Origin of the sequence: Streptomyces sp. NBC_00425, from assembly GCF_036030735.1 — a bacterium.
Taxonomy (GTDB): domain Bacteria; phylum Actinomycetota; class Actinomycetes; order Streptomycetales; family Streptomycetaceae; genus Streptomyces.
The window spans coordinates 8,613,958-8,627,650 of the sequence record NZ_CP107928.1 but is presented as its reverse complement, the minus strand read 5'-3'; the positions used below and the strand labels follow the sequence as shown (position 1 = coordinate 8,627,650).

The window sequence follows — 13,693 nt, the reverse complement described above, 5'->3', positions numbered from 1 at the left end:
GGGCCGGTCAACGGGGCGTGAAGTCCTGGTTGCTGCCGGCTGAGTTCTTGCAGGGCCATTGGTCGAGCTGCTGGCCGAGGTTGCTGCCGCCGCCGTAGACGTCGAGGCAGAGGCCGCTGTTCTTGTTCTGGAAGGAGTAGGAGCCGTCGGGCTGCTGTACCGGCAGCCACAGACTGCCGGCCGCTCCGTTCGGGGCCTGCTGCACGATGTCGGGCGTACCGGCTGTCGTGGAGCCGCCCGACACCGCCACGACGTGTCCGGAGTGCTGCGCCCTCAGCTGCCCGTAGCCGCCTGAGACCTGCACGAACTCGAACTGCTGGTTGCCCTGTCCGTTGCAGGTCCACTGGTCGATCGCGGCGCCCGCGACGGTGGAGTTGCCGTACACGTCCAGGCACAGACCTGTGCTGCCGACCACCAGCTGGTGGTAGCCGGTGGGGAAGCCGCCGCCGGTCGGCCGGACGCCGGCCTGCTGGATGACCTGCCTGGCGCCCTGCGGCCAGTCGGCGCCGCCGACCAGGACGTTGCCGGTGAGGACGTTGTTGTGCGGCGGACCGGTGGCCACGTAGGTGTTGCCGCCGTTGTACCAGTTGCCGGAGAAGGTGCTGTCGTCGGTGTGGTTGTTCGCGTTGGCGTTGGTGAGCGCCCAGTTGCCGGCGTCCTGCACCACGTTGTCGGACACCCTCAGGTACCGGGAGCCCTCGTCGAGGTACAGCGCGGTGGTGCGGTTGTTGTCGTACATGTAGTTCTCGGAGATCACCGAGCCGGGCATGGCGGACAGACTGTAGATGCTGCCGCCGTCGTGCATCGCGTTCTTGGTGTCGAAGACCAGGTTGCGGGAGACGGTGTTGTTCTTCAGCGTCGTGGGAGTGCTGTAGACGGGCTGGTAGTTGTACGTGCCCCGGTCTGCGTAGTCCTGGCTGCCGCCGGGGTCGTTCGTCCCCCAGCCCCAGCCGATGTCGATCCCGTCGTAGGGCAGGTGGTCGCACTGGTTGTGGGTGATCGTCGCGTTGGTGACGTAGGTGGACAAAATTCCCGCGGTCTCCTTGTAGTCGGTGCCCACCCCGCTGACCCTGTTGTTGCTGATGGTGATGTTCTGGTTGGTCATCTGCGGGTTGCCGGGGTGGTGCGCGTCCGGCCGGATCCCGCCGACCTGGATCCCGCTGCCCGCGATGTCGGTGAACGTGTTGCGGGTGACGGTGACGCCGTTGGCGCCGAGTCCGACGCCGGACGCCGTGGCGACGCCGTCGTTGCCCACGCCCAGTCCGGCCTGCCCGAGTTCGGAGAAGGTGTTTTCGGAGAGCGTGATGTCGGTGGCGGCGGAGACTTGTACGGCCGCGGGCATCTGCACCCAGTGGTTGCGGGTGGCCTCGAACTGGGTGCACCCCGACTTGCAGGTGCTCAGCCAGTTGGCGGGCATCGCGAAGGCACCGGTGATGTGCGCGCCGCTCTGCTGGTCCGCGTAGCCGTCGGGTCCGCTCGGGCCGAGCCAGGAGGTTCCCGTGAACCGGATGCCGGTGAACTTCAGGCCGGTCGCCGGTGAGCCGTAGCTGCCGCTGATGCCGAGCAGGCTCTGCAGCCGGGGCAGCTCGACGTCGAGACTGTTCGGGTCCTGCCCCGGCTGGGCCCGGTAGTACAGGTCGCCCGTGGACGAGTCGAGGTACCACTGTCCGGCCTGCTTCAGGAACGCGTAGTTGTTCTCCAGGTACATGGTCCCGCCGGCGAACGGCGCGTTGACGGTGTCGTAGCCCCAGGAGTTGTTGTTCCATGCGGGCTGCTGCATGGTGATCGTTCTGCCGCTGATCGACTTGACCGGCGCATAGCGGTCGGTGAAGGAGTTGAGGCTCTCGACTTCCATGTGGCTCTGGTCCGAGAGGCCGGCCAGGTAGTCGAGGGAGGAGTCGGTGACGGTCAGGCCGGTCTGGGTGAAGGTGAAGCTGGAGCGGGGCACCTGGATCGCCGCCCGCGGCGCCTGCCTGCCGTTCAAGTACAGCTGACGCGTGTTCACACCCGTACCGACATGGACCGACCAGATATTGCTGTTCTGATCATGCACCTGCCAACCTGACACGCGCTGGGCGCCGCTCAGGACCGGCTGCTGCCCGGCCATGGCCTGATAGGCGATGGTGTGGCCGTTCTGGCCGCCGTCGCCGGATCCGAACGTCAGCGGCTTGGACAACCGGTAGGTGCCACCGGCCAGGTGGACCACGACGTCCGTATCGGCCGAGAGCCGGTGCGCGGGCTGCCGCGCCTGCTCGATCGTCGCGAACGGCTGCTCGGCGGTGCCGCTCCCGCCGGGGGCCGCACCCGGATCCACGTACAGGGCGGCGGCAGGCGCCTGGCGCTCGGCCGGTACGGCGAACGCGTCCGGGGCCGTGGCCGTGGCCAGGCTCCCGACCAGTAAGGCGAGCAGAGCTACCGGGGCGGCCCACCGGCAGCCGAGCACTTCGGCTCTCGACATGGTCATCCTTCAGTGATGGCGCGTGAGGGCCCCGCCGCACGGTTCTCATCTGATCTCCTACCGTGTCGGCGCAACCCGGTCGGGTCGTGCGGTGACGCTGGGGGCGCGAGATTGCAGAGAGGTTTCGGGGGGAGACGGTGCTCCCGGCTCCGCGAGCTGTCAAGGTCGCGGGACGGCCTGTCGCGAACCTTGTCGCGGAATCGATTCGACGGCTGATTCTGCGGGTCGGAAGCGATCGGCAGCTCGAAAGGTTTCGCGTGAACGCACATCGGTTCGCGTCCCGCCGATCCGGTGTCCGAAAGAGGGCAACGCGCACCCGTGCCCGGCTGCGGACCGGTCGCCGCGGGCTATCCTGTCGGCCTCCGGGCGGGTTCTTGGGGGCTGCATGAACATCGGGGAGATCGCTCGGCGCGCCGGCGTGTCACGCAGCACGGTGTCGTACGCGCTCAGCGGCAAGCGACCCGTCGCGAGCAGCACCCGCAGACGGGTCCAGGACGTGATCAACGAGTTGGGATATCGCCCCAACGCGACCGCGCGGGCCCTCAAGGAGGGCCGGACCCGGACGATCGGTCTCGTCATCCCGCCGGCCGGAAACAGGCTCACACACATGCAACTCGACTTCGTGGCCAGCGTGGTCGACGCCGCAGCCCGGGTCGACCTGGACGTGCTCCTGTCCCCCTCCGGCGCGGACCACGACCGCTCCTTCGAGCGGTTGGTGTCGGAGAGCCGGGTGGACGGCGTCATCCTGATGGAGATCCGCCTGGAGGACCCTCGCGTGGGTCGCCTGCAGGTTGCCGGACTGCCCTTCGTCGGCATCGGGCACACCGCCGGCGACCAGCAGATGTCCTGGATCGACGTCGACTACGCCGGCCTGGTCCGGCACTGCGTGCGGCACCTCGCCGATCTGGGGCACCGCCGAGTGGCTCTGATCACGCGTTCCGCCGAACTCGTCGCGGCGGGTTACGGCCCGGCGCGCAGGGCCAGAGAGGGTTTCGAGGCCGCCGTGACCGAACGCGACCTCGACGGCATCGAAGTGCCGTGCGGAGACGACGCCCGCTCAGGTCAGGAATGCGTCGAGGCACTGCTGCGCAGATGTCCGGGCCTCACCGCCGTGACCACCATCAACGAGGCCGCCCTGCCCGGCATCCAGCGCGCGCTGGCGGACACCGGCCTCGACGTGCCGTACGACTTCTCCATCACCGGAGTGGCGGCCAGGACCTGGGCCGAGGACTTCCGCCCGCCGCTTACGGCGGCAGACGTACCGGCCCTGGAAATGGGTGAGAAGGCCGTTGCCCTTCTGGTGGAACGCATCACCGCGCCGGACGCCCCGCCTCGGCACATCCTGTTGACCCCACCGATCTCGCTGCGCTCCAGCACAGCCGCCGCGCGCACCGGCCGGCAGGCGTCACCCGACCGCGGGGCGCGCTGAGCCGTGCGGGTACGGCGACCCCGTCCGCAGGACGCCCCCTACGCCGACCGTTCCACATGCCGAGTCCTGCCGGCCGAGCACCTCCGCCCGGAGACCGGCCGTTGTCGCCCCTCCCGGTCCAGCCGGGCAGAAGGCCGGCCGCGGCGTGCAGGGCGGCTGGCGACGGCCACCCCACACCCGAGCGCGAGAGGGCACGGCAGGCGGACCCCTCTTGGGCTTCGCTCCCCTCGTGACGCCGGGCGGCCGGCCAGTCCGAGGGACCGCATCGGTCGGAGCCGGACCGTTCTCGGGCCGGCGATGCCGCCGAAGCGGAGAGCGGCGGCAACGCGCTGGTCAACGACGCGTCGGCGCTGTTCCACCAGCAGACGATGACTCTGCTGGAAGCATCGCTTCCTGGAACGCCACGTCTTCATCACTAAGTACCGGGACCAGGTCGTGGTCTGGACCTGCACCCCCTGGGAGCCCGTCCGCCCAGGCATCCGCCGACGGCTGTTCGCTGTTGCCGCATGCGCCTTCGCCGTGGGTGCGGCATGCGGAGTCATCGGCGCCATCGCCTTCCAGGGGCACCCCTCCAGCGGCGTCGATCTCATGCCGCGGATATCCCCCAACCCCACCACCCTCGACGCCGGGGAGGGCGGTGTGGCACACCTGGTCGTCAACGCGCCACGGCCGGGGCGCTACCTCGCGCTCACCGTCTCACTCGACAACCTGCAGGGCGCCACCAGCAACTGCCTCTCCGGTGCGCAACTGACCGCCCAGCCCGAAGCGGCCGACACCCGCCGGAACCACCGAGGCCGAGGCCCGCGCCGATCTCCCCCATGGAGTGACACTGGCCCTGGCACCGAGCTTCTCCAACTGCGTCCGGAAGGTCCTCCGGCGAGAAACCGACGCCGTGTTCACCGACACGGTTCTCCTCTACGGATACGCAGCCCAGAACGACGAGCTCCAGGTCCTCCCAGACATCAACATCGGAGATCCCACCTACTACGGAATCGGCCTCCCTAAGGGCCACCTGGCTGAATGCGAAAGAATCCGCAAAGCGCTCGTCAAGTACGCGAGAACCCAGTGGACCACTGACTTCAAGAACAATCTTTCAGCAGCAGTGGCCGCAGACAGCGCGTACATCAACCACTACCGCCCGGACAACGACAAGATGAATGAGGATTCATGCCGGTCCGATTAGCGACCCTCATGACAGTGCGGAGCTTGCGGACGCCAAGCGTTGACGAGCCTGGCGCACCCGCGGTGCGGACACACCTTTGCCCTGTTCGCGGCCGGTTTCGGCATCGGCGTGGCCGCCGCCCACCGCTATGTCCCCGAGGCTACCGAGGTACTGGCCGCACTCGCCCCCACTCTCGAGCAGGCGATCCTGGACAGCACTCGTTTCGCCCCTCTTCGAACCCCTGAACCGGCATGGTGGTTGTACGCACAGCTGCCCCCTCAACTATGGTGTCCCGCCAAATGTGCGCCTGAACTGCCTGTTTCTACGGTGTGCCGACACATACCCGTCCCCACCGCACATGAGGAAGTGGCGTCATGACCTCCGCACACCCCGCTCCCCCAGCCCCCGCCAGCCTCAAGCGCATCGTCGCCGCCTCGCTCATCGGCACCATGAGCGGGCGATTCGGCCGCACACCAAGTTTCGACGGAATCCTTGACGTTGCCCCGGCGTCTTCCTACGCTCCGTGGGAGCGTTCCCATGCCCGTCCGAGTGAATGACCCTTCCCGCCCCCGGTGGCACCGGTTCACTCGGCACCCCCACGCATCGGAGGCCACCGTGATCGCCGCAACCCTCGGCACCCCACCGGCACCGCGAAGAGCGACGATACGGTTCGCCGTGACCGACTGCTCGACGGCATCACCTCCCTCGCGCTGACCGGCACACGCGCATCACCTCGCAGCACCGGGCACCCAGTGCCGCGCCCGACGCGGCAGAACACCGCCTACGACCGGCCCCACCCCCTGGGCACTTCTTCGGAAATCCCGCCTCGCCCTGGTATCTGCGCTGCCTGCATCCCACGCCTGACGAGTGGTGGACCCGAGCCAGGCCTGTCGCCGTTGTGGCGGCTGCGCGGCGGCGAGACAACTGGTCACCGAAGCCCACCTCTGAATGCGCTCCCGGCTCGCACAGGAAAGGGACTGACATGCGCGGCAACCCACCATTACCGTTCTTCCGGATCCTGCCGATTCTGCTTCCGCTGACCCTGGGTCCGACCCAACTGGTCCTCGCGCCCGTGGGCGCCGCTGCCCCCGTGGCCGCTCCCGTACGCATCATGCCGTTGGGTGACTCGATCACCGGCTCGCCCGGCTGCTGGCGAGCGGTGCTGTGGAACCATCTGCGCAGTTCCGGCCACTCGAACATCGATTTCGTCGGGACCCTCAGCCAGCAGGGCTGTCCCCAAGCGTTCGACGGCGACAACGAGGGCCACGGCGGTGAGCTCGTCACCAACGCGGCGAACCAGAACCTGCTTCCCGCCCGCCTCTCGGCCACTCGTCCCGACATCGTTGTCATGCACTTCGGCACGAACGACGTCTGGAGCAGCATCGCGCCCGACCGCATCCTGGCCGCCTATACCAAGCTGGTGACACAGATGCGGGCGTCGAACCCGAACATGAGGATCCTGGTCGCACAGATCATTCCGATGAACCCCGCCAACTGCACCGGCTGTACCGGGCGCGTGGCCGACCTGAACGCGCGGATCCCCGGCTGGGCCCGGGCGACGAGCACAAGCCGCTCCCCGGTGACCGTGGTCGACCAGTGGACGGGCTTCAACACCTCGGGCGACACCTACGACGGGGTGCACCCGTCCGCCTCGGGAAACACGAAGATCGCCGCCCGCTGGTATCCCGCCCTCGCCGCTCTCCTGTGAACGATGTGCCGAGCGGGCCGGACTCCGGTGGTCCGCCTTCCTGGCCGTCGTCGGGCCTCCTCCGCCTGGAGGGGCGGCCGCCAGGGCGAGAGGACGATGAGCAGGACGTCCGCGTTCCACGTCACGGCCGGCACCCGCACCGCCGCCGGCAGCTCTCACGGCACACACCGCCTCCTCCTGAGTGCACGGTCCTCTTCTCCTGGAGCCGCCATGAGATTCCGCACGCCAACCGCCCCACGAGCGGCCGCCGTCCTGGCAGCTCTCCTGGGTCTCCTCGTCCCCCTGCTCGGTTTCGCCGCGCCGGCGCAGGCCGCGCCCACCGGCTTCCGCGTCCAGAACGGCCGCCTGCTGGAAGCGTCCGGCAACGACTTCGTGATGCGGGGCGTCAACCACGCCCACACCTGGTATCCGAGCCGGATCAGCGCCCTCTCCCACATCAAGGCCAAGGGCGCCAACACCGTCCGAGTCGTCCTCGCCGGCGGTGACCGCTGGGCTCGCAACACCGCCGCCGACGTGGCGAACGTCGTCGCCCAGTGCAAACAGAACCGGCTCATCTGCGTCCTGGAAGTCCACGACACCACGGGCTACGGCGACCAGAGCGGCGCGGCCACCCTGTCCCGCGCCGCCGACTACTGGATCAGCGTGAGGAATGTCCTGGCCGGCCAGGAGAAGTACGTCATCGTCAACATCGGCAACGAGCCGTATGGAAACAGCGACTACGCGAGGTGGACGGCCGACACCAAGGCCGCCGTCCAGAAGCTGCGGAGCGCCGGGTTCCACCACACGCTGATGGTGGACGCGCCCAACTGGGGCCAGGACTGGGCGTTCACGATGCGCGACAACGCCGCGTCGGTGTTCGCCGCCGACCCGGACCGCAACACGGTGTTCTCGGTCCACATGTACGGCGTCTTCAACACGGCTACGAAGGTCGACGACTACCTGAACCGTTTCGTGGCCGCGAAACTCCCCATCATGGTCGGAGAGTTCGGCCACAACCACTCGGACGGCAATCCCGACGAGGACGCCATACTGGCCGCCGCGCAGCGGCTCCGTCTCGGTTACCTGGGCTGGTCATGGAGCGGCAACAGCAGCGATGTGCAATACCTGGACCTGGTCACCGGCTTCGACCCCAACCAGCTCACCGGTTGGGGTCGACGCCTCTTCGACGGAGCGAACGGCATCGCCGCCACCGCCAAGGAGGCAGCGGTCTTCTCCGCCGGCGTCACGGACACCAACCCCCCGGCCGTTCCCCGGCTCCACCACTGACGCCACTCGCCCCCTACCTGTCATGCGCGTCAATCTGTCATGCGCACGTCATATGTAGCCGTCGCCCGTTCGGCGCGACTCCCGTAGACACCACAAAGGCATGGAGGAACAAGACGATGCACTTGAGAATCACCGACGTCCCGGCGTCCGTCGACGCCCCCACCCGCCCGACGAGATCCGGCAGGAGGAGCAGGACGCTCACGTTGAAGGCGGCCGTGGTGGCGGCCGTGACCGGCCTGATCACCGCGCTGGTGGCGATCCAGCCCGCATCGGCGCAGTCGCCCTCGGCCGCGGCCAACCCGTACGAGCGCGGCCCGGCTCCCACAGTGAGCAGCGTCGCCGCCCAGCGGGGCACGTTCGCGACCGCGGAACTGACCGTCCCGCCCGGCAACGGCTTCAACGGCGGGAAGATCTACTACCCGACGGACACCTCTCAGGGCACGTGGGGTGCGGTCGCCGCCGTGCCCGGCTACACCGCCCGGTGGTCCGCCGAAGGCGCGTGGATGGGGCCGTGGCTCGCGTCCTTCGGGTTCGTCGTCATCGGCATCGACACCAACAGCCCCAACGACTACGACACAGCCCGCGGCACCCAGCTGCTCGCCGCGCTGGACTACCTCACTCAGAAGAGCTCGGTGCGCGACCGCGTCGACCCCAACCGGCTCGGCGTACTCGGCCACTCCATGGGCGGTGGCGGCGCCATCAGCGCGGCCGAACGCCGGCCGTCGCTGAAGGCAGCCCTGCCTCTCGCTCCCTTCTCCCCCTCGCAGAACCTGTCCAGCCTGCGCGTGCCCACGATGGTCATGGGCGCACGGGACGACGGCACGGTCACGCCCTCCTACCTCAACGGGCTCTACGGCAGCATGCCGACCGCCACCCAGAGTGCCTACATCGAGCTCACCAGCGGCGGTCATGGCTTCCCCACCTGGGGCAACTCCAGCGTGACGCGCCGTACGATCCCCTGGCTCAAGATCTTCCTCGACAACGACGCCCGCTACACCCAGTTCCTGTGCCCGTCGCTCGCGGACAGCAGTGGGATCTCCCGGTCCCAGACCAAGTGCCCGTACGTGCCGCCCGGCGGCACGACCACTCCCCCGCCGAGCGGCGGACAGATCGTCCAAGCCGGCTCCGGCCGCTGTCTGGACGTACCGAACGCGTCGCAGACCAACGGCGTCCAGGTCCAGCTGTGGGACTGCTCGGGCAACGTCAACCAGAAGTGGGCGCGCACCGACGCCGGGGAACTGCGGGTGTACGGCGGCAAGTGCCTGGACGCCGAGGGGGCGGGAACCTCTCCCGGCACACGGGTCATCGTCTGGGACTGCCACGGCGGGCAGAACCAGCGCTGGAACGTCAACGGCAACGGCACCATCACCAGCGCGGGATCCGGTCTGTGCCTCGACACGGCCAGCGGCGGCACCGGGAACGGCGCCCAAAGCATCCTGGCCGACTGCAACAGCGCGTCCACCCAGCGCTGGACCCTCCGATAACGAGGACTGACTCCGACCCGAGGCAGAAGGGCACCGAAGTGCTGTGTGGAAAAAGGCACTTCGGACATGCCGTCACTGCGGCCCGGACACCCGGCGGGCCGGAGGGGGACGGCTGCTACGGCATCGCCGTACTCAGGCTGGCCGGCGCTGCCCTGGGTGCGGTCGTCGCACACCGGCACACCACGGGATCGGGCTCATGCCAGACGCCCTTGGACACGCACGACCGATCAAGGAGAAACCATGTTCAGACTCATTCGCGCGGTGCTGTCCGCGGCAGTGGTCGCCGCCGCGGTACCTCTCGCTCTCCTGTCCGCCCCCCAGGCCCTGGCGCTCGACAACGGCCTTGCCCGTACCCCGCAGTTGGGCTGGAACGACTGGAACAGCTTCGGTTGCAACACAAGTGACCGTCTGATCCGGCAGACCGCCGACGCCATGGTGTCCAGCGGCATGGCCGCGGCCGGTTACCAGTACGTCAACATCGACGACTGCTGGTCGACACGGAATCGTGACGCCGGCGGCAACCTGGTCGCGGACCCCGTGAAGTTCCCCAACGGAATGAAGGCAGTCGCCGACTATGTGCACGGCAAGGGGCTGAAGCTCGGCATCTACTCGTCGGCCGGCCTGACCACCTGCGCCGGGTACCCCGCCAGCCTCGGCAACGAGCAGCGGGACGCCAACCTGTGGGCGTCCTGGGGCATCGACTATCTCAAGTACGACAACTGCGGCGACCATCAGGGCCGCAGCGGCCAGGAACGCTACACCGCCATGCGCGACGCCCTCGCAAGGACAGGCCGCCCCATCCTCTTCGCCCTCTGCAACTGGGGCAACGACCAGGTCGGCACCTGGGGCCCCGCCACCGGCAACTCCTGGCGCAACACCGGCGACATCCAGGCCAACTGGAACTCCGTGATGGGAATCCTGGACGCCCAGCCCGGCTGGGCCGGCTTCTCGCGCCCCGGCGCCTGGAACGACCCGGACATGCTGGAGGTGGGCAACGGTCTGTCCGACACCGAGTCCCGAGCCCACTTCAGCCTCTGGGCGCTGCTGAACGCGCCTCTGATCGCGGGCAACGACCTGCGCACCATGAGCGCCGCCACCAAGTCGATCCTGACCAACACCGAGGTCATCGGGGTCAACCAGGACTGGGGCGGCCGCCAAGGCAACCGTCTCGTCGACAACGGCAACACCGAGGTGTGGACCAAGCCGATGGCAGGCGGCTCGGTCGCGGTGGTCCTCCTCAACCGCGGCAGCGGCACGGCCACCGTATCCACCTCCGCTGCGCAGATCGGCCTCGGCTCGGCGTCCAGTTACTCGGTACGCGATCTGTGGGCGCACACCACCAGCACGACCAGCGGCTCTGTCAGCGCCTCCGTCCCCGCCCACGGCGCCGCGATGTACGTGGTCTCCGGCGGCGGCACACCGCCCGGCAGCAGCACCTACTCGCTCAAGGGCCAGGGCTCCGGCCGCTGCCTGGACATCACCGGCGGCTCCCAGGCCAACGGAACACTTGCTGGGATCTGGGACTGCAACGGCGCCGCCAACCAACGGTTCACCAGCACCAGCGCGGGCGAACTGCGGGTCTACGGCAGCGCCAAGTGCCTGGACGTCGTCGGCGCCGCTGGCTCCAACGGCACCGCCGTGAACATCTGGGACTGCAACGGCCAGTCCAACCAGCAGTTCCGCCTCAACACCGACGGCACGATCACCGCCATCGGCTCCGGCAAGTGCCTCGACGTCAGCGGTGGCGCGACCGCCAACGGCACAAAGGTCCAGATCTGGGACTGCGGAGGCGCAGCCAACCAGAAGTGGACCCGCGTCTGACCGATTGCCTGTGCCCGACACCGTCCGGGCCGAAACCCGCGGGTCCGGCCCGGACGGCACCTTCTGATCCTCGCAACGGCGGAAGGGTTTCCGAGCGCCCACGGCATGAGAAGGCCGGCATCGCCTCGGCGGTGCAAGTCCCACTGTGGGCTCAGCCCACCGGCGGTGGCCCGCTGGTCCCCCGCACCACCAGCTTCGGGTCCAGCACCGCCTCCCGCGGCTCCCGTTCGGGATCCTCCAGCCGCTCCACGGCGAACCGCACCGCATGCTCGGCCATGAGCACGGCGTCCTGGCGCACGGTGGTCAGGCCGACGGGCATCAGATGGGAGAGGTGGCTGTCGTCGTATCCGACGACGGACAGGTCGCGCGGCACCTCGACACCGGCTCGGGTCAGGGACATCAACAGCCCCATGGCGCTGCGGTCGTTGCCCGCGAGGACCGCTGTCGGCAACGGTCGCCCCTGGTCCCGTTCCGCCACGAGGAGGATGCCGGTCTCGATGCCCGACTCCTCGGTGTGCTCGCCCGGGACGACCCGGGCCTCGGACTCCAGTCCATGGCGCCGCATCGCCGCCCGGTAGGCGCGCCGCCGCTCGGCCGAGCCGGGGCCGCGGCCGCCGTCGATGTGCGCGATCCGGCGATGTCCCAGCTCGACGAGATGATCCATCGCCTGCCGTACACCCTTGCCCTCGGCGGAGTGCACGAAGTCCACGTGCGCCTGCGGCACTCGGCGGCTGACGGAGACGGCGACCGTGCGGCGGCCCAGCTGGTCGAGGAACGCGGGCTCCGCGAAGGATCCGAGCAGGATCACCGCCTCGCAGCGGTGGCTGAGCAGCGCCTCGACGGCCTTCTCCTCGCTGCGACCGGCGGTGGCGCCGGACAGCAGGACCTCGTAGCCGAGTCGCTCGGCCTCAGGGTAGATGGCCTCGATGAGGTTGGTGTGGAAGGTTTGCTGCACGGTGAACATCACGCCGAGCGTGCGACTGCGGCCGCGCGCCAGCAGCCTGGCGGCACTGTCGGGCCGATAGCCGATCTCATCGGCGACCCGCAACACCCTTTCCCGGGTTTCCTCGCTCGCGCCCGGTTGATTGCGGAACACGATCGAGACGAGCGCCCGCGAGACGCCGGCCTTCGCGGCGACGTCCGCCATCGTGGGCCGCTGCTTGCCCGATCCATCCACCTGTGAACCACCCTCCGACGCCGCCCACCATAGAGCCTGCCCGGCGGCGCTCTGGAAATCTCCCGGCACCGAGCTATTGACATGACATTTGGACCGGGGACATCGTACTGCACTAGAGCGCGCTAGTAGAGCGCTGCAGAGGATCTTCCGAGACAGCTCCTCGGAGTCTCCGGAGCGAAGGGAAACCAAGCGTGATGCCGTTCGACGTGCTGACCATGGGCCGCGTGGGGGTGGACGTGTATCCGCTCCAGACCGGGGTGGGGCTGGCGGAGGTCACTTCGTTCGGCAAGTACCTGGGCGGCAGTCCGACCAATGTCGCCGTCGCGGCCGCCCGATACGGGCACTCCTCGGCCGTGATCACCAAGGCCGGGCGGGACCCGTTCGGCGACTTCGTCCGCGCGGCCCTGGAGGAGTACGGCGTCGACAGCCGCTTCGTGGGCACGTCCGACATCGCGCCGACCCCGGTGACGTTCTGCGAGATATTCCCGCCCGACGACTTCCCGCTCTACTTCTATCGGCTGCCGAAGGCTCCCGACCTGGACATCGATCCGGGTGAGCTGGACCTGGGCGCGGTGCGGGACGCCCGGATCTTCTGGGTGACCGGGACCGGACTGAGCGAAGAGCCGAGCCGCTCGGCCACCCTCGCCGCCCTCGCGCACCGGTCGAAGACCGGCCCGACGGTCTTCGACCTGGACTGGCGGCCGATGTTCTGGTCCGACCCGGCCAGGGCACGCGCCTTCTACGCGGAAGCCCTGCGCCACACGACCGTGGCGGTCGGCAACCTCGACGAGTGCGAGGTGGCGACCGGGGAGCGCGAACCGTACGCGGCCGCGAAGGCTCTGCTGGCCGCCGGCGTCGAACTGGCGGTCGTCAAGCAGGGCCCCAAGGGCGTGCTCGCGATGGGCCGTGACGGGTCGGCCGCCGAGATCCCGCCCGTCCCGGTGGACGTGGTCAACGGCCTCGGCGCCGGGGACGCCTTCGGCGGGGCGCTGTGCCACGGGCTGCTGTCCGGCTGGAACACCCGCCGCACGGTCGTCTTCGCCAACGCCGCCGGCGCGATCGTCGCAGGCCGGCTGTCCTGCTCCGACGCGATGCCGACCGAAGCCGAGGTCGACACCCAGCTGCGTGAGGCCCGCCTCGTCTCCGCCTCCACCTCCACCTCCACCTCCACCGAACGAAAGGCGTGAC

Annotated in this window: 8 protein-coding genes and 2 pseudogenes; 8 read left to right on the top strand and 2 right to left on the bottom strand. The window is 69.0% G+C overall.

Features of this window, described 5'->3' with window-relative positions:
• Positions 1 to 7: 7 nt before the first annotated feature.
• Complete coding sequence (locus OHS82_RS37995) at positions 8 to 2,458, bottom strand: RICIN domain-containing protein (protein ID WP_328435494.1); 2,451 nt, start codon at positions 2,456 to 2,458, stop codon at positions 8 to 10.
• 385 nt (positions 2,459 to 2,843) lie between these two features.
• Between OHS82_RS37995 and OHS82_RS37990 the strand changes: the two genes are divergently transcribed.
• The 7 genes and pseudogenes from OHS82_RS37990 (at position 2,844) to OHS82_RS37960 (ending at position 11,328) form a co-directional block, all read left to right on the top strand.
• Entirely contained in the window at positions 2,844 to 3,887 is a 1,044-nt protein-coding gene (locus tag OHS82_RS37990; protein WP_057581378.1) for a LacI family DNA-binding transcriptional regulator, read from the top strand.
• Between the two features lie 892 nt (positions 3,888 to 4,779).
• Positions 4,780 to 5,070 (top strand): hypothetical protein, encoded by a 291-nt coding sequence (locus OHS82_RS37985; RefSeq protein ID WP_443042389.1) that lies wholly within the window; start codon positions 4,780 to 4,782, stop codon positions 5,068 to 5,070.
• A gap of 27 nt (positions 5,071 to 5,097) precedes the next feature.
• A pseudogene (locus OHS82_RS37980) lies at positions 5,098 to 5,256 on the top strand (transposase family protein); the annotation flags it as partial.
• Positions 5,257 to 6,031: 775 nt separating this feature from the next.
• Positions 6,032 to 6,904: pseudogene (locus OHS82_RS37975) on the top strand (SGNH/GDSL hydrolase family protein); the annotation flags it as partial.
• A gap of 63 nt (positions 6,905 to 6,967) precedes the next feature.
• The gene (locus tag OHS82_RS37970; protein WP_328436155.1) at positions 6,968 to 8,023 is read left to right on the top strand and encodes a glycoside hydrolase family 5 protein; all 1,056 of its coding nucleotides are present in this window, start codon (positions 6,968 to 6,970) and stop codon (positions 8,021 to 8,023) included.
• Between the two features lie 116 nt (positions 8,024 to 8,139).
• Positions 8,140 to 9,507, top strand: a complete 1,368-nt coding sequence (locus OHS82_RS37965) for a poly(ethylene terephthalate) hydrolase family protein (protein WP_328435493.1) — start codon at positions 8,140 to 8,142, stop codon at positions 9,505 to 9,507.
• Positions 9,508 to 9,747: 240 nt separating this feature from the next.
• Complete coding sequence (locus tag OHS82_RS37960; protein WP_057581369.1) at positions 9,748 to 11,328, top strand: ricin-type beta-trefoil lectin domain protein; 1,581 nt, start codon at positions 9,748 to 9,750, stop codon at positions 11,326 to 11,328.
• Between the two features lie 151 nt (positions 11,329 to 11,479).
• Here the strand turns inward: OHS82_RS37960 and OHS82_RS37955 are convergent, their stop codons facing one another.
• The gene (locus tag OHS82_RS37955; protein ID WP_057581367.1) at positions 11,480 to 12,475 is read right to left on the bottom strand and encodes a LacI family DNA-binding transcriptional regulator; all 996 of its coding nucleotides are present in this window, start codon (positions 12,473 to 12,475) and stop codon (positions 11,480 to 11,482) included.
• A 224-nt stretch (positions 12,476 to 12,699) separates the two neighbouring features.
• On the opposite strand from OHS82_RS37955, the gene iolC reads away from it, so the two are divergent.
• A complete protein-coding gene (iolC, locus tag OHS82_RS37950) occupies positions 12,700 to 13,692 on the top strand; it encodes a 5-dehydro-2-deoxygluconokinase (protein WP_328435492.1) in 993 nt (330 codons plus the stop codon).
• Position 13,693 lies beyond the last annotated feature (1 nt).